Raw genomic sequence first — 17,013 nt, 5'->3', positions numbered from 1 at the left:
AGTATTCAAAAAGCCTTTGAAGAATTTATTTCTTCAAGGGCTTTTTATGTTCCATAGGCATAAAGTTCCCTACAATCTTCCCCACAATCCTTGGTTCATCTTCTGCTGGGGCAAATTTATCTGGATAGTCTTTGTTGATGGAGACGAGGCGGAAGCCATTTTCTTCCAGATAGACTTTTTTGATGTAGAGTTGCTCATTCCACGTAACTGCGTAGACTGCTCCGTCGTAGTCAAAGCTACCTTCACGGATTAGGGCGACCTCTCCATCTTGATAGACAGGTTCCAAGGAGTGTCCATCAATCCAAGTTGCTACATCGTAAAGGTAGTCTTTATCGGTAAAGACTTCTCTAGTTTCATATTCATCATAGAAGCTTGAGCCGTGTCCTGCAGAGAGGGAGACATTGTCTAGAACTTGTATACTAAAGAGAGGCACAACCTTTTGTGTCTTAAGTAGGTCATGAGTCAACTCATCGACCTTCTTTTTGTTGGCTTTGTTGAGTTGTTTATAGAGGGTTAGATGAGGGTGTTCCTCCTGTAAATCACTGGACTTGATATGGAGGATTTGAGCCAGTTCTTGGAGGTGTTTTTTATTAGGGACACTTTTCCTTGTCTCCCAAGCTGAAAGAGTGGATCTGGTGACACCTAACTCTTTGGCGATAGCTGTTTGGGTTAATTTTTGAGCTGTTCTGTATTCTTTTAATTTGCTGGGTGAGAACATGACTTTCTCCTTAATTATGTCAAATAATAACTTGACATAATCATATCATAGTGTATAATATAAAGCAAGAGTAACGAATATTTTTGCTGGTAACTCAAATATTGATAGAGATATTAATATATTTTATGAGAAAAAGATATGGCATATGATTCCTTTGATAAATTACTTCAGTCGAACTACTATAACGATATTTTCGAAGCAGTAGATAACTATATTTACCGTAATAGCTCAGAGATATCGGTCAAGTCACATACTGTTGAATATTCAAACTTTAAGAAACTGGATGATTTTACGATAAAGAAAGTCCTATCTCGTAAACTTAGAGACAAGTTTATTGTTTCTGAATTACAGGTGATTGCTTCTCTTGAAATTAAAGGGAAGACTAAATACGGCTATGAGACAGATAGTGCCAATCTATGGTTGAGAGTTACAGTTGAGTATGAGTTGAATGGAGGAATACATGATTTTACAGTTCTTCAGGTTATCCCCTTTGATCCTAAAGATTATGATAATAGTGAATTAGGTCTCAGTCCAAAGTTTGTTCCGTATATTAAAGCCAAGGAGATGGATGGAATTGCTGAGGAGATTTTGAGACAGTATTATCCTGCTGCTCTTGAATCTCCCATGGCTTTACCAATTGATGTCTATCTTTCTAATATTGGCTTAACTAAAATAGAAGGTAAGTTAACGGAGGATAGTTCCATTTTTGGAGAAATGGTCTTCAAAGATACAGAAGTTTTATTTTATGATGAGAAAGATCTTGTATCACGACTAGTGAAGAAAAAGACTATTCTAGTTGATCCAGAAGTAATCTGCTTACGCAATCAAGGGAGTTATAATAATACTGTTGTTCATGAATCAGTGCACTGGCTACTTCATCGTTATCATAACGAGTATAAGATGCTTTTTGATGAGAACCATAGGCGAAGTAGTAGTTTAAAAGATAATTCTTCTTCCACCTCGCTTGAGTGGAGTGATTATGATTGGATGGAGTGGCAGGCAAATGGTATAGCTGCTAGGATTCTGATGCCTAAGTCTACGACAAAGCAGAAGGTTAACCAACTCTTTACAGATTATTCCTTAACATATGCTAGTGATGAAAAGTTGACTATGTTCGAAAGAATCATAGATGATTTAGCAGAATTCTTTCAAGTCTCGCGTTTAGCTGCTAAAATTCGCTTACAACAACTTGGTTACCATGAGTTTGAAGGTATTTACAATTTTGTTGGGAATGAATATTTACGAAGTTATGGTTGTGAACTTCGGGTCATGACTGAAAACAAGAGTTTTACGATTTCCTTTCCTAATGCTTGTTTATTAAACTGGAAGAATAAACAGTTCAGAGAGTTGATGGATTCAGGACGATATGTTTATGTTGATAATCATTTCTGCCTGAATGACCCTAAGTATGTGAATATGGTGGAGTATGGTGTTTATGAAATGACCGACTATGCCTATCAGCACATGGATGAGTGTTGCCTACTATTTGATATCTCTTATAAGACAGATAAAAATAGATCCATATCTATTACTATCTTCAATGAGTATGTCATGTACCGAGGGAAAGCAACAGTTGAAATAGAAGTGGATTTCTCTGAGTTTACTAATATTGTCAATGGTACAATCATTTCAGACGGTGGAAGAATATTTGAAGAGGTCGCTAGAATCAATGAGGAGATGCCGAGTGGCTTTTGTGGAATGTTAGTTTATCACCGTGAACGTAAAGGCATCACCCAAGAACAACTTGTTGAGGCATCCGGTGTCAGTCTTACGACCATCCAGCGTTTTGAAACCAAAAAGGATGCGAGTCGGAAGTTAGAAAAGATGATGGGAATTACCCTTGGAATGAAGTTATATCCTGACTTTAGCTTTAAATTGATTGAAAAGAGTGGCACTACTTTTAGAGACGATATGCCAACTCATTGTGCTTATAAGATGTTGTTGTGGCATTGCTACCACTTGGGAGCTTATGAATGCAACCAGAAGTTGATAGAGATGAAAATACCTGAATTTTGGGAGAAATAATTTTTGAATGTACCCGTCACTTTTTGACGGGTGCTTTTTGCTTGTCGTGGTTAGATTATTGACTGGTGGTTAGGAAAGGTATCTTATAGGATAGCTTGAAAATATTGGATTTATAAGGTTCTCTAAATGAGAGAAGCTGTTCTACCCCCTCATTTTTTGCTGTGTTGTTTTTCGTTCAAAGGTACTATACTTAGATTATAAAGAACCCCTACCATCAAAGCGGAGTCATGACGGTGACCATAATTTCAGATGTGGAGATGATAGCTACTTTTTCAGCTTGTGAAATTAGCTGACCGATAACATAGAGGAAAGTAACTATGCGGTCAAGAATATTTTTTGCATGCCTTGATTTCTCATGTGTGCTTTCGGTATTAACTGGAAAGCCAAAATCACATGACAACACAAGACAACAACTACTCATCAAAATTCACTCCATTACGCTATAAGAATGAAAAACCTTATAACGATGTACCTTGTGAGAACAATCAAGTTCTCGCTCCTATGGTGATTCGTGATGAGACTATGCGACAGAATAATGATATCAATCCTAGTAATCTCAAGACATTTAAGTTTTATGGAAAGTCAGTACTTGTAGGATTTGTTCCTGTGCCTGTCGAGAATTTCGAGAACACTCTCCGTATTTTCAATATGCACGTAAATGAGTATCTTAATCGGTACTCTAAGGGGAGATTTAACACTTTATCATTGGATGAAATGCTTGAAAAAATGAATAGTGCCGAAGAAGTAAGTTATGACCCAAATGGTATTCCATCTCATGAGGAGAAACTGATGTTATTGGAAACACTAGAAGAATTGATTGAAGTTGTTTTCCAACGTAATGAGAAATACGGTAAAATCTTGAAGTTGATTTACCAAGATGTGAACATTACAAAGCAAGAAATTATTGCTAAACTAGGTATGAAAAAAACTCAAGGATATGTTAATATCCATAAGGCACAGGCTATGGCTAAAGATGTTTATAAAGAACTGAATCAATAATTGAACATCGCCATCTCGAGTGTGAGGTGGCGGTGTTTTTTCGATTAGTCTTTTTGATAGAAGAGGCATTCGTATCCATCTGCTCGAAGATTGATGTCAGGAATCCAGTTTGGGGCAATTCCCATTAAGGAGGCAATTTCTTCCAGACTTTGGTCTTGGTCGCACTCAATGATGACTTCATCATGAACATGACCGACAATCTTGAACTCTTTCAATTGATTCATAGAGTAGGCAAGAATGTCTCGGCTAATGGCTTGGACGATATTCTCGACAAACTTTGGACCGTAGCTCTCAAGTCTTTCCCAACATTTGGCAGCATTAGTCCCTTCATAGGTGACAGACTCCCCACCAAATTGGTTCTCTCCCATTTTGGGTTTGACATAGGCTAGTTTTCTTCCAGAAGGAAGAGTGATAAATAACATCCCTTTAGTAGCTTCAAATTGAATCCCATGAATTTCAGTTTGACTTAGCTTCTTGACGGCAGTCTTCACAGCCCTATCCAGGTCCCACCAGAAAAGTACAATATTGGGGTTGGCTTGTCGCCAAGAATCTACAAGAGGCTGTAACTCATCTTCTTTTAGTCCCATGTCAATAGCGCCCATAGCTTTAAGTGCACCTACTGATCCGCCATAGCCACATCCAAGCTCGGTTAATTTCCCTTTCTGTCTTAGGTGTGAATTGACTCCATGTTTCTCAACAGTTACTCCAAACATCTGAGAGGCAGACATGCAGTAGATGTCCTTGCCTTGTTCAAAGACCTTGCTTCGCCATTTCTCTCCTGCAAGATGGAATAAGACACGTGCTTCGATGGCAGAGAAATCACAGACAATGAACTTTTTCCCTTGATTTGGTACAAAAGCAGTGCGGATAAGTTGGGATAAGGTGTCCTGTGTATCGTAAAGGAGTTCAGTGACTTCTAAGTCACCCATTTTGAATAATTCTCTGGCCTCCTTGAGGTCAGCTAGATGGTTCTGTGGGAGGTTTTGAAGTTGTACTAGACGACCAGCCCATCGCCCAGTTCGATTTGCTCCATAGAATTGAAACATCCCTCTGGCTCTACAGTCCTTACAGACACAGTTCATCATGGCGTTGTATTTGGAAACGCTGGATTTGGCGGCTTTCTGACGGAGTTTGAGAACTTGAGCAGTCTTATCATCAACCGTTTTGAGGAGTTCTTTGACAGCTTTCTTATTAAGAGAATCAGTAGTTACTCCATGTTCTCGTAGCCAACCAACCATCTGAAGGACTGAGTTGGGATTTTCAAGTCCAGTGAGTTCTTTCAATTCCTCTTGGATTTTGGCTTTACTTTCTGTATCAATGACAATTGCTGCTTTGACAAAATTGATATCAATACCAATTCCTTGGTCATTGATGATTTGATCCTGGTGGTATTCTTCCCAAACAAAGTCTGGAACAGGGAAGTTCTTCAGCCGTTCTTTAATAGCCAATTCCACTTCAACGTCACGCTTGTTGTAGTCGATAAAGATAGCCCACTTGTCAGGCGCATGATTGGGGAGATTCCGAGTGCGTCCACCATTGACTTTTGTTGATTTACAAGGTAAGCAGAAGTAGCGAATCAAGTCTTTCCCTTCAGTTAGTTTTTGGTCTTTGAGTTTTAGGACAGCTCCAACTCCTTCAAGAGAGAGTGGGAGTCCAAGATAGGCTGACCAAATCATGCTACATCGCCATGAAGTAGGGGAGAGAAATCCATCAGACAATAATTCAGAGTGATGTTTCTTCAGCCAATTGGAGAGACAAACACGTTCAAAAGAGGCGTTGAATGCCCACTTGGTAACAGTGTCATCGACTAAGGCTTGAATAATCTCGATGGGCAGTTCCTCTTTGGTTAAGTCATAAACAGTTACAGGACCATTGTCGATTGATACGGCAAGGAGAAGGATTTCAAAAGAATCATCCTCCGCATAGCGGTAGACACCAGATTTTCTTAAGTCCACCTCGCAGTAGGTTTCCAAATCCACGGATAGTTCTTTTATTGTCATTTCTTGTCCTTTCATAAAAGGTGGCAGGAGTGCTGCCACCCAGTCTATTATCGGCTACGTCGTAGCGGTGTTGTGTTTTCTTTTTCGCGTTTTTTCTCCGCTTTACACTCTTTTTCTCTGCGGATGTCATCACGTATAATCATGTAGTTGAGGTAAAGTCCCCAAGAAAGAAGCACTCCCCATAAAATGTAGAATAAAATTGTTTCAATCATAGTCATTTATTTCCTTTCCTTTCCTTAGTTCAAAAAATCATCATCGTCTTCAGTCGCAAAATCATCTTCAGCACGAGTACGACCACCAAGTGGTTCTCCGTCACGGAGTTTTTGCAGGTTGTTAAGTCCACAGGCGATTCCTTTATTCCCATTTGAGTTAAAAGCGTAGAAAGTGATGGAGGCACGCCCGTAGATACCTGAGTAGAGTTCAGAAGTATCGATAATCTCTTGGCGATTACCATCCACCACTCCTGGTTTATGTGGTGAGTTGGCGTTCACAAAATAGGCGTTTTGATAGGCTTCATCATCTGGACGTTCTAGGTCACCGTCACGCAGTGGTGTTTTAAGGAGAGAAAGTGCTGGTACTGTTTTTCCATTCCCTTTGAGTTTGGACTCACCTTCCTTATAGGCTAACTCAATAGCTGCCTTGATTTTATCAATAGTTTCCACATCATCTTTTGGAATGATGAGGGAGACGCTGTACTTAGGTAGGCTGCCATTGATGGATTTAGGTTCATTAGCGTTCAGGTAGCTGAAGCGTGTGTTTTTACCAGTAATTACTTTTGTTGTGTTTGCTTTCATTGTCATCAGTTTAATCCTCTTTAAATTCATTTGTTGCTAGGGTCATCTCTTGACGACTATCGTCAAGAGGAACGAGTGTTGGTTTACCGCTTGGTTTGATAATCAGACCACCAAGTAGGTCATTAAAGGTTTTCTTGCCAAGGAGTTTGGTCATGGCAGTGATAGTCAAGAGTTTCTTCTCGTAAGGGTCAAAGCCTGCTTCCATCACCGCTTGACTGACGGCTACTTCGTCTGAAAACTTACGAACCGAACGCCCCTCTACCAGTTTATAGCCTGGGATTTTATTTCCTTCAGTTGCTTTTTGAAGAGCGTACGCTTTGACATCATTTGCCCATGAAATCAGTAAGTCTAACTTAGGCAGTATCTCTGCAATATCTGCGTAATCAAGGGTAGCTGGATCCGCAAACTCCATCTTGGCGAGTGCCAAATTATTCTCCGCACGTTTGCGACAAACATTCTTGAGCTTGCAGAACTGACAGTGTTTACCAGAGGTTATCTCCCCCTCTCCCTTAAAGGCGAGTGCTGCTTTGGGTGAGAGTTCGTTTTCCGCCCATTCAAGCAGTTCAGACTTATCCATTTCAAAGGTGGAAATGTTGTTCTTTCGTGGTTGAAAGATGGTCATGGTAATCTTATCAAAGTCGTACAGTCCATCGAACATCTCAAGGCTACCTAAGGCATAGCACATCATTTGAGGGTTGTGGTCTGCATCAACCAAAACTCCCAGTCCGTGCTTGTAGTCGATAACTTGAAGTAGACCATCAGCCACAATCAGGCAGTCTCCAGTTCCGCAACCTTCAGGTACCCATTTGGAGAAGTCCAGTCGCTGTTCGACCAGAACTGTTGGGTCTCGAGAGTAGACTTTGGCTTTCTCAACCTGCTTCATGACGTAGTTGCGGTACTCCTCAGCACAGGTTTGCATCTCTTCGTTGTAGTAAGTTAGACTTTCAGTTGGGTCTCTGGCTTTTATCCCCAATGCTTTCTCGACAAGATAGGCACAAAGTTCATGAGCATCAGTTCCCTCAAGCGCAAACTCTGAGGTCACATCAGGCATGTTCTCGGTCAGTCGAGAAGAAGGAGGACAGTTGAGCCAGCGGTGAGAGGCTGAAGCAGAGAGGACTGCGTGTTTTGTCATTGTCCAATTCCTCCAGCTTCTTCAAGGACAGCTGCGTAGTGCTCAGTTGCTAAGGCTGAAAGGGACTCTGCTCCGTATTTATTGAGAAGAGCACGAACTTCATTCTTGTAACCATCTTTGGCTTTGGTCGCAAGGACAGCTCGAACATCTTCCAGCTTGAGTTCTTTTGGTGGTTCAGTCTTCGTTTCAACCGTTTCAGATGTTGCTTCTTCCTCAGTAGAGAGAAGTTTCTTGAACTCATCTACTAAACGAAGGTAATAGTTGGCAGTTGATTCCATCTCATTGATGAGATCAATTAGTTGTTTCATTTTGCTCATTGATTTCTTCCTCCTTTATCTTGCGAACTAGTTGCTTTGAGATGATGCTGATGGCGGTTAAGGTATCCACTAAGTCATCCTCGTATTCCATTATGGTTTCCTTAGTCATGTTGTGACCTCCTATCTTTCTAGGTAAGGTTTTCGGTTGAAATTCCGGTTTTTCAAAAATATTATTTTGAAAACTGGAGAAATTCTTCACCTTACACCTATCTAGGTACTGTTTGAAGCAAATTTTCCGCTTTTTGAGAAAAAAACTTTAACTTTTTTAGAAATGAAAAAATCTTCCTTGTGTGCATATAAAGGAAGATTATTTTTTTTTGAAATTTTTTTGTTCGAAAAGCGGAAAAATCCATCTGAATGATACCTAGTAAGATAGGAGGAATCAAATTCCTCGTTAAAAACTATTATTGGAGGAAAAGCTCAATGCAATTTACCTTATCTCACTCTGGACAAACTGGTGTTCAAACGACAACAGTTTATCCTCATCAAGTAACGATTATGGATGAAACAACCCTACAATTAAATACACAGTTTGACCATGTGACTGGGGTATTTTTAAATAATACTCGATCCAATACCAACTTCATTAAGTCAGATGTACTGGTTATGGATATTGACAATGATTACTCTGACAATTCAGAAGAGTGGATGACTGAAGAAAGACTGAAAGAAATTTTTGCGGATTACAACTTTGCTTTGGTGACCAGTCGAAACCATATGGTTCAAAAGGGAAACAAATCAGCTAGACCAAAATTCCATATTTACTTCCAAATAAATGAAGTCACAGATAAAGATGTCTATGTTGCGATGAAAGAAGAACTGGTCAACCGCTATGGTTTCTTTGACGATAAGGCCAAGGATGCGGCACGTTTCTTTTTTGGAAATCCAACTGCACAAGCCCTTTGGCATGATTCATGGTTAACCATTGATGAGGATTTATTGGAAGAAGTAGACGAGGAAGACTTTGATGCAGATTTCTACACGCCACCTACTGGTCCGATTACTGAAGGTAGTCGTAATTCAACCATGTCAGTGTTTGCGGCTAAAATCCTCAAACGTCTGGGTGTGACCAAAGAAGCACGAGACGGCTTCAATGAACAATCTCTCAAATGTGTCCCTCCTCTTGAGAAGGCAGAGCTTGACACCATCTGGGGAAGCGCTGTTCGGTTTTATAACAAAACCATCAAAAACTCCAAAGATTATAAGTCTCCAGAAGAGTTTCAACGTGGAGAGATGCAACCGGATGATTATTCAGACATCGGAGAAGCAGGTCTCCTAGCAAGGGAATTCGGCGACAAGATTGCTTTTACTAGGGAGACAGACTACCTCGCTTACGATGGTAAGCACTGGGTAGAAGACGAGCAATTGGCCATGTGTCAAATTCATCAGTTCCTTGATATGCAACTGGAAGTTGCAGTAACTAAACTTAACAATGCTGCTCAAAAACTTAAGCAATCTGGTATTCCTGAAATGATTATACAACAAGGTGGCAAAAAGCTAGAAAATGCTATTGAGACACCAATCCAACTGGTTGCCTATCAAGAATATAAGAAAGCACTTGAGTTCTATAAATTTGTCATGAAATATCGTGACTACCGAAATCTATCAGCTATCGCTAAAACGGCCAAGCATATGGTTCGTTTGAGTGTGTCGGATTTAGATAAGAATGAACTCTTACTGAATACCCCTGAGGCCACTATCGATTTGTCACAAGGATTGTCCGGCGTTAAAGACCATGATTCAGCTGACTACCTAACTAAAATGACCACCGCTTCTCCAAGTGATAAAGGAAAAGAACTCTGGCAGGAGACTCTAGATACCTTCTTCTGTGGAGACAATGAGCTCGTCACTTATGTCCAAGAAATTGTTGGCATGGCAGCTATTGGAAAAGTCTATCAAGAACACATGATTATTGCTTATGGAAGCGGGGCAAATGGCAAATCTACCTTTTGGAATACCATTGCAAGAGTTCTTGGTAACTACTCTGGAAAGCTATCGGCAGAAGCCTTGACCATGAGTGTCAGACGGAATGTCAGTCCAGAGATGGCGGAGCTTAAGGGAAAGCGTCTTATTATTGCTTCAGAGATGAGCGAAGGGATGCGACTGAATACTGCCATGGTCAAACAGCTCTGTTCAACAGATGAAATATTAGCTGAGAAGAAGTATAAAGCACCTTTCCATTTCGTGCCATCTCACACGCTGGTTCTTTACACTAACCATTTGCCTAAAGTAGGTGCGAACGATGATGGGATTTGGCGACGTCTGATTGTCATTCCTTTTAATGCCAAAATCACAGATCGGTCAGACATCAAAAACTTTGCGGACTACCTTTACGATGAAGCAGCACCAGCCATTATGTCTTGGATTATTGAGGGTGCAGAAAAAGCCATCAAAGCAAATTTCAAACTTACCTTACCACAAGTGGTATCAGACTCAGTTTCGGCTTATCGTGAAGCCAATGATTGGCTGGGACAATTCCTTGGTGATTGTTGTGAGATTGGCGACCAATTGACTGAGAAATCAGGAGAACTCTATTCCGCTTATCGTTCCTATTGCGTGAAGGTCAATGAGTACACACGCAGCACTACAGACTTTTATACGGCTTTAGCCAATGCTGGGTTCACCAAGAAAAAGACTAAAAAGGGAATGATTGCTCAAGGTTTACAGTTGAAAGCTGATGATGATTTCTTGGATTAATGGTGATGGTCGGTGCAAGTCGGCTTGCTTACCAAAGAGAGTGGGTGACAGTCGTGAAAGTCAGAAACAAAAGTCATTCATAGTTGTCACTATTACTCTGTCTTGAAACAAAGGAGAGGGTTTAGTTATTGAGTGTCACGACTTGCACCAACCTAAAAAAGTGCACCCCTCACTGGCGACATAATCGGAGGTTAAACAAGATGAGAGAAAAATACATTGAACAAGGATTGGTGAAAGCTGTTAAAGATCGTGGTGGGATTTGTCCCAAATGGGTATCACCTTCCTTTGCAGGTGTGCCAGATAGGTTGGTATTTTTACCCAAAGGCAAGTTTGGTCTGGTGGAAGTAAAGGCTCCCCATGAAAAACCACGGAAGTTACAGGTATCTAGACACAAGATGTTTGAAAGTTTAGGCTTTGAAGTTTATGTGCTGGATAGTGTTGAGAAGATTGGAGAAGTGTTAGATGCAATTGAAACTACATGATTATCAGGAAGTCACCAAGGACTTCATCATAAGAACCCCTTATGTAGCAGTCATCCTAGACATGGGGATGGGGAAAACTGCCACGACCCTATCAGCCATCAACAATCTGATGTTTGATCGCTACGAGGTATCCAAGGTCTTGGTGATTGCACCCCTTCGTGTCGCAAATACGGTATGGAGTGATGAGATTGAGCAATGGGAGGAATTGAAGCACCTCCGCTATTCTAAGATTGTGGGAACTCCTAAACAGCGAAAAGCAGCTCTCGAAAAGGATGTGGACATCTATATTGTCAATCGTGAAAACCTCCCCTGGCTGGTGGAACAGTGCAACCCCTATTTCAAGTGGGACATGGTGATCATTGATGAACTCTCTTCTTTCAAATCTTGGCAATCCAAACGCTTTAAGTCCTTTATGGCTATGCGTCCCTACATGAAACGTGTAGTGGGATTGACTGGGACACCAAGCTCAAACGGACTCATGGACTTGTTTGCGGAGTTCAAGGTCATTGATGGTGGAGAGCGTCTAGGTCGTTTCATTGGAGAATACCGTAGTCGGTACTTTGACGAGGGCCGTAGGAATGGAAACATTATCTACGAGTACATCCCAATGGACTATGCGGAGTGCCAAATCTATGACAAGATTGATGACATTACCATTTCCATGAAGGCTATGGATTATTTGGAGATGCCAGAGTTGATTTCAACCAAGAAATCAGTGAAACTAACGGACAAAGAAAAGGCATGCTATATTCAGTTCAAGAAAGAGTATGTCCTTTCTGACCTTGAAAATAGTGAGGTGACAGCGGCCAATGCGGCTAGCCTTTCAAATAAGTTAGTGCAGATGGCTAATGGTGCTGTATACTCAGATGACCATGAAGTGGTGAGTCTTCATGACCAAAAGCTGGATGCTTTGGAAGATATTCTTGAAGCCGCCAACGATGAGCCAGTTCTTGTTGCTTATTGGTTCAAGCACGACCTTCAGCGTATTGAGGAACGCTTGGCAAAACTAAAGATTAAGAGTACAGTTCTCAAAACGGAGGATGACATTCGTGAGTGGAACAAGGGGAATATCACAGTCGGTTTGCTCCATCCAGCAAGTGCAGGCCACGGTCTTAATCTTCAAAAGGGTGGACATCATTTGGTATGGTTTGGTTTGACTTGGTCCTTGGAGCTATACCAACAAACCAATGCACGTCTCTGGCGACAAGGGCAACAAGCGGAGACGGTAGTCATCCAGCACATTGTGACGGAAGGAACCATTGACGAGGAAATTCTCAAGGCACTGGAAAACAAGGATGCTCAACAGTCACGGTTGATTGAAGCGGTTAGAGCAGAGATAGGAGGTAGGGATGGATAAGGCAGAATACATACTGACGCATTACAATGAACTCAAGGGAGACTTGGAAATGTTGAAGTATCGCTTGGAGAACTTTAAGCCGGTAACTGAGAATGAAGTGATTGGGTCACTTGTCTTTGAACGGTCTGATGAGCCTAAAGTCACTTCAACTCCGACAAACCAACGTTCAGAGATGATAGCCTTAAGTTTTCGTGAGAAGATGATTCAGGAGAACGAGGAGTTCTTGGCGGACTTGACTCAGCGATATATACGTTTGGCAAATGATCTTGATAATTTTGATATGGCTATTCGATTTCTCAAGGATGACCTAGCTGAGTTTGCACAAGCAATGTTAAAGCCAGGGTGCAATTGGGATAGTTTGATGAGGGAGTTTCACATTAGCCGTAGTACGGTTAGAAACTGGCGTCGCAAGATATTGGATCACGTTAGGGGAGTTTATCTGAAAATGGGCTATTCTTTGGAAAAGTAACCTCCCCTTGCACTACCCCTGACCTACTCCTGAACTAAGTGTGACCTAACATTGACCTCCTTTTGTAAAAATTTGTGGTAGAATTGTAAGTGTCAAAAAAGATAAAAAATCTCTCAGTAATGACTGGATATCCTTTTGCTTGTACAGTAATATACACATACAAAACAAGAGGAGGTCATTAAAGTGACAAAACGCCAACAAGAAAAGCTGGATGCGATTTTTACAAGGGTTGCTCAAGAAGAATTGCAAGTAGAAACCTTGGAACAACGTTGGAGCGACAACCTCGATTTTTACGACATTCCGGTTTGGGGCATAAAAAACGCACTCGAGCGAGCCTATGAAGCAGGCAGAAATTCAGTAAAATAAACCAAAGCCTAGCCCAGAAGGGTTGGGCTTTTCTTGTGGAAAGGAGAGACAATGCCAAAACGCCCCAACACCCCTTGCAAGCAGAATGGTTGTCCCAACCTTGTGACTTATGGAAACAAGTACTGCGATGCCCACAAGGCTAACCACGCACTTGACGTTAAGTCAACCAAAGCTAAAGGTTACAACGCACGGTGGAATAAAGCAAGGCTTTGTTACCTCAAGCTCAACCCTCTCTGTGCTTACTGTCACAGAGAAGGACGACTGACCAAGGCAACGGTGGTTGACCATATCACACCTCATCGAGGAGACCACGAACTATTTTGGAATCAATCCAACTGGCAAGCTCTCTGTAAATCTTGTCACGACCGAAAGACCAAGACGACTGATCGATATGTGGAATATACTTATCGGTTCTAAATTTGGAGTTTCGTTATAAAAGTATCCCATTTTCCATCTTTTGGGGCAGGGGAGTATAAATCTCTAAATCCTTGTCCCCCAAAGACCGACGCCCCCTCAAACGTGCATTTTCGCAAAATTCGTTAAGGGGGACTTGAAAATGGGTTAAAGCTATGCTGAACCCTAATCATTATAAGGTTTGTTGGGAGAGGTCGTTTCGTTTTTTGGTTTGATTTTGTGGGGGAATTTTGGCAAAAAATAATGTAAAAAGGATTAAAACAGTGTGATTTTAGATGAGGAGGAACATCATTGAACGAAAGTCAACGCAAACAAATATGGGCGATGCGAAGTCAAGGGAACGGTTATGGAACGATTGCACAAACGGTTCATCTCCCAAAAGATGCGGTTAGAAAATTTTGTAGTCGTAGACCTGAGTTAAAAGGTTACGCTCATGTTGTCCAGCAGATGATTGCAGAACTGGGGTATGATAACTGTTTAACTTGTGGGATAAAACTTGACCATAAAAAGACAGGACGTCCAAAAAAATTCTGCTCTGATAGGTGTCGTAAAATTCACTGGGCTACACACCAAGACCAACATGATAAAACCAAAACTGCATACGATGAACTGACTTGCCAGAACTGTGGTGGGTCTTTTTTGTCCTATGCCAATCCGAATAGAAAATTTTGTAGCCATTCGTGTTACATTCAATCACGATTTTACAAAGGAGGTCATAATGACAACTCAACCAACCATGGAGATTAAGGAACTCTCTTTGAGTGATTTAAAGCCAGCCTCTTATAATCCTCGAAAGAAATTGAAGAAGGGGGATAAGGAATACGAAAAGATTAAACAAAGCTTACTCAAGTTTGGCTACGTTGACCCCATTATTGTGAACGAAGATATGACGGTCATCGGTGGTCACCAACGCTTGACGATTCTCAAAGACCTCAAGTATGAGACGGCAAAATGTGTCATTGTTTCTCTTTCTAAGGATGATGAAAAGGCACTGAACATTGCCCTAAACAAAATCACTGGTCAGTGGGATGAAGAGCTTCTAGCGGACTTGCTTTTGGATTTGCAAGAGTCTGATTTCAATCTTGATTTGACGGGGTTTGAACTCCCAGAGATTGATGATATTCTCTCCAACGTCCACGACAAGAACTTGTCTGAAGACGACTTTGATGTGGAAGAGGAGCTGAAGAAACCAACAGTCGCAAGATATGGAGACATCTGGCAGCTTGGAAAGCACCGAGTGATTTGTGGGGACTCCACCAAGGCAGAAACTTATGAGCAATTACTAGGGGATAAGAAAGCCAACCTTGTTGTGACGGATCCCCCATATAATTGTGATGTTGAAAAAACCGCTGGGAAAATTCAAAACGACAATATGTCGGATGGGGATTTCTACCGGTTCCTCTACGACATGTTTACCCAAGTGGAAAGCCACATGGAAGCTGATGCATCTATCTATGTTTTCCATGCGGATACAGAAGGATTAAACTTCCGTAAGGCTTTCAAGGACGCTGGTTTCTATTTGAGCGGTTGTTGTATTTGGAAAAAGAACTCTCTTGTCCTTGGCCGTAGTCCCTACCAATGGCGACATGAGCCGATTTTGTACGGGTGGCGACAAAAAGGAAAACACCAATGGTTCAGTGATCGTAAGCAGACTACCATCTGGGAATATGACCGTCCCAAGTCTAGTAAAGACCACCCAACCATGAAGCCGATTCAGCTCATGGCTTATCCCATCCAAAACTCTTCTATGCGAGGAACGCTAGTCTTTGATCCATTTCTTGGTTCAGGTTCAACCTTACTAGCGGCAGACCAAACAGGTCGAGTGTGTTACGGCATTGAGCTGGATGAGAAGTTTGTGGATGTGATTGTCAAACGCTACATGGAGTCAACTGGAAATGCTGACGTGAAGGTACTCCGAAATGGTGAGACTTTGACCTATGACCAAGCCGTAGAATTGATGGAGGAAGATGTATGACTTTAACCTTTCTTGATTTCTTTGCGGGTATTGGTGGCTTTCGTCGTGGCTTAGAGTTGGCAGGGTTGACCTGCCTTGGCTATTGTGAAAAGGATAAGTTTGCCAGAAAATCTTATGAAGCAATGTATGATACGAAAGGAGGATGGTTTCATGACAACATCACAACGATTGACCCAACAGGACTTCCAAAAGCAGATCTCTGGTGTGCGGGAAGCCCTTGTCAAAATGTGTCTATCGCAGGAAAGCGAGCCGGCCTACGAGGTGAACGAAGTGGACTCTTTTTTACATTTGTTAATCTCCTCCAAAGCCAAAAGGAAGAAAATAAACCCGAATGGGTTCTCCTTGAAAATGTTAAGGGACTTCTATCAAGTAGCTCCGGACGAGATTATCTCGACTATCTCTCTATCTTGGATGAAGCAGGGTATGACCTTGAATGGCAAGTGTTCAACTCAAAAGACTACAGAGTTCCCCAAAACCGAGAACGCATCTACACTCTCGGACATCTTAGAAGTCGAGGTCGACGACAAGTATTACCTCTCAGCGGAGAAGGCGGTCGCTATCTTAAGCAACTTATAGGCGGTATGCAAAGCTATCGTGTCTACGACCCCAGTGGCATTGCCACAACCCTCGTTGGTGAGGGTGGGGGACTAGGAGCTAAGACAGGTCTTTATCTGATTGACCAGTCTTTGACGGCACCTAAGCTGACGGAAGAAGTACGGTGCATCACTGCTCGCTACACGGCAGGAGCTACAAAGAGAACAGCGATGAACTCTGGTGTTCTTGAGGTTCAACCCATTCTGACACCAGACAGAGTGACCAAACGTCAAAACGGCAGACGGATGAAGGAAGCTGGTGAAGTCATGTTTACTCTAACCTCCCAAGACCGTCATGGTGTTCTTGAAGGCATCAAGGTCAGAAATGGGACAAAACAAGGTTACCAGGTTGCAGAGGTCGGTGATTCTGTTGACCTTTCTTATCCCAACTCAGCTACTCGTAGAGCAAGAGTTGGAAAAGGAATGGCACATAATCTTTCTTGTAGTGGCCAAATGGGAGCGGTAGTCTGGAATGGTCGAGTGGTGAAAATCAGACGGTTAACCCCACGAGAGTGTTTCAGACTGCAAGGTTTTTCAGATGAGTTATTTGAAAAGGCACAAGCAGTCAACTCAGATAATCAACTCTATAAACAGGCAGGTAATGGTGTGACAGTAACGGTTGTTTATGCCATTGGGAAAGCAATCCTTTCTTCCCTATCAAATAGCTTATAACTG

At 41.8% G+C, this 17,013-nt stretch carries 19 protein-coding genes; 11 read left to right on the top strand and 8 right to left on the bottom strand.

Annotated features, from left to right (window positions below; translation table 11 throughout):
- Nucleotides 1-25 precede the first annotated feature (25 nt).
- Entirely contained in the window at nt 26-718 is a 693-nt protein-coding gene (locus BN1356_RS06605) for an XRE family transcriptional regulator (RefSeq protein ID WP_093650618.1), read from the bottom strand.
- A gap of 138 nt (nt 719-856) precedes the next feature.
- Between BN1356_RS06605 and BN1356_RS06600 the strand changes: the two genes are divergently transcribed.
- Entirely contained in the window at nt 857-2,743 is a 1,887-nt protein-coding gene (locus BN1356_RS06600) for an ImmA/IrrE family metallo-endopeptidase (protein ID WP_093650617.1), read from the top strand.
- A 214-nt stretch (nt 2,744-2,957) separates the two neighbouring features.
- Here the strand turns inward: BN1356_RS06600 and BN1356_RS12465 are convergent, their stop codons facing one another.
- A complete protein-coding gene (locus BN1356_RS12465; RefSeq protein ID WP_141651832.1) occupies nt 2,958-3,146 on the bottom strand; it encodes a hypothetical protein in 189 nt (62 codons plus the stop codon).
- Between BN1356_RS12465 and BN1356_RS06595 the strand changes: the two genes are divergently transcribed.
- A complete protein-coding gene (locus BN1356_RS06595) occupies nt 3,137-3,742 on the top strand; it encodes a hypothetical protein (RefSeq protein ID WP_093650616.1) in 606 nt (201 codons plus the stop codon). The genes BN1356_RS12465 and BN1356_RS06595 overlap by 10 nt on opposite strands.
- Before the next feature lie 44 nt (nt 3,743-3,786).
- On the opposite strand, the gene BN1356_RS06590 is transcribed toward BN1356_RS06595, so the two are convergent.
- From BN1356_RS06590 to BN1356_RS12980, 6 genes are read right to left on the bottom strand one after another with little or no spacing between them, the layout of a single operon-like run.
- Entirely contained in the window at nt 3,787-5,742 is a 1,956-nt protein-coding gene (locus tag BN1356_RS06590; protein ID WP_093650980.1) for a DNA polymerase, read from the bottom strand.
- A 47-nt stretch (nt 5,743-5,789) separates the two neighbouring features.
- The gene (locus BN1356_RS12625; RefSeq protein WP_176694246.1) at nt 5,790-5,954 is read right to left on the bottom strand and encodes a hypothetical protein; all 165 of its coding nucleotides are present in this window, start codon (nt 5,952-5,954) and stop codon (nt 5,790-5,792) included.
- Between the two features lie 24 nt (nt 5,955-5,978).
- Nucleotides 5,979-6,542, bottom strand: coding sequence for a DUF2815 family protein (locus tag BN1356_RS06585; RefSeq protein ID WP_093650615.1), 564 nt, complete (start codon nt 6,540-6,542; stop codon nt 5,979-5,981).
- A gap of 4 nt (nt 6,543-6,546) precedes the next feature.
- Entirely contained in the window at nt 6,547-7,668 is a 1,122-nt protein-coding gene (locus BN1356_RS06580) for a DUF2800 domain-containing protein (RefSeq protein ID WP_093650614.1), read from the bottom strand.
- A complete protein-coding gene (locus BN1356_RS06575) occupies nt 7,665-7,985 on the bottom strand; it encodes a hypothetical protein (protein ID WP_093650613.1) in 321 nt (106 codons plus the stop codon). Before BN1356_RS06575 ends, BN1356_RS06580 begins: the two co-directional genes overlap by 4 nt.
- Nucleotides 7,960-8,094 (bottom strand): hypothetical protein, encoded by a 135-nt coding sequence (locus BN1356_RS12980; protein ID WP_281175831.1) that lies wholly within the window; start codon nt 8,092-8,094, stop codon nt 7,960-7,962. The genes BN1356_RS06575 and BN1356_RS12980 overlap by 26 nt, the downstream gene beginning before the upstream one ends.
- A gap of 314 nt (nt 8,095-8,408) precedes the next feature.
- Here BN1356_RS12980 and BN1356_RS06565 point away from each other — a divergent pair, with 314 nt between their 5' ends.
- The 9 genes from BN1356_RS06565 to BN1356_RS06525 all read left to right on the top strand — a co-directional run bounded on the left by BN1356_RS06565 (nt 8,409) and on the right by BN1356_RS06525 (nt 17,010).
- Nucleotides 8,409-10,682: a phage/plasmid primase, P4 family gene (locus BN1356_RS06565; protein ID WP_093650611.1), complete on the top strand. Its 2,274-nt coding sequence runs from the start codon at nt 8,409-8,411 to the stop codon at nt 10,680-10,682.
- A gap of 200 nt (nt 10,683-10,882) precedes the next feature.
- A complete protein-coding gene (locus tag BN1356_RS06560) occupies nt 10,883-11,164 on the top strand; it encodes a VRR-NUC domain-containing protein (RefSeq protein ID WP_093650610.1) in 282 nt (93 codons plus the stop codon).
- Complete coding sequence (locus BN1356_RS06555; RefSeq protein ID WP_093650609.1) at nt 11,145-12,521, top strand: DEAD/DEAH box helicase; 1,377 nt, start codon at nt 11,145-11,147, stop codon at nt 12,519-12,521. Before BN1356_RS06560 ends, BN1356_RS06555 begins: the two co-directional genes overlap by 20 nt.
- Nucleotides 12,514-12,990: a hypothetical protein gene (locus tag BN1356_RS06550; RefSeq protein WP_093650608.1), complete on the top strand. Its 477-nt coding sequence runs from the start codon at nt 12,514-12,516 to the stop codon at nt 12,988-12,990. The genes BN1356_RS06555 and BN1356_RS06550 overlap by 8 nt, the downstream gene beginning before the upstream one ends.
- Nucleotides 12,991-13,173: 183 nt before the next feature.
- On the top strand, nt 13,174-13,356 hold the full coding sequence (locus tag BN1356_RS06545) for a DUF6900 domain-containing protein (protein ID WP_093650607.1): 183 nt from the start codon (nt 13,174-13,176) through the stop codon (nt 13,354-13,356).
- 51 nt (nt 13,357-13,407) lie between these two features.
- Nucleotides 13,408-13,773, top strand: coding sequence for an HNH endonuclease (locus BN1356_RS06540; RefSeq protein WP_093650606.1), 366 nt, complete (start codon nt 13,408-13,410; stop codon nt 13,771-13,773).
- A 288-nt stretch (nt 13,774-14,061) separates the two neighbouring features.
- Complete coding sequence (locus BN1356_RS06535; protein WP_093650605.1) at nt 14,062-14,517, top strand: hypothetical protein; 456 nt, start codon at nt 14,062-14,064, stop codon at nt 14,515-14,517.
- Complete coding sequence (locus BN1356_RS06530; RefSeq protein ID WP_093650604.1) at nt 14,489-15,745, top strand: site-specific DNA-methyltransferase; 1,257 nt, start codon at nt 14,489-14,491, stop codon at nt 15,743-15,745. The genes BN1356_RS06535 and BN1356_RS06530 overlap by 29 nt, the downstream gene beginning before the upstream one ends.
- Nucleotides 15,742-17,010: a DNA cytosine methyltransferase gene (locus BN1356_RS06525; protein ID WP_093650603.1), complete on the top strand. Its 1,269-nt coding sequence runs from the start codon at nt 15,742-15,744 to the stop codon at nt 17,008-17,010. Before BN1356_RS06530 ends, BN1356_RS06525 begins: the two co-directional genes overlap by 4 nt.
- Nucleotides 17,011-17,013: the final 3 nt, after the last annotated feature.

The organism is Streptococcus varani (assembly GCF_001375655.1).
Classification (GTDB): domain Bacteria; phylum Bacillota; class Bacilli; order Lactobacillales; family Streptococcaceae; genus Streptococcus; species Streptococcus varani.
The sequence above is the reverse complement of the archived record's forward strand: the minus strand, read 5'-3'. Positions and strand labels throughout refer to the sequence as shown.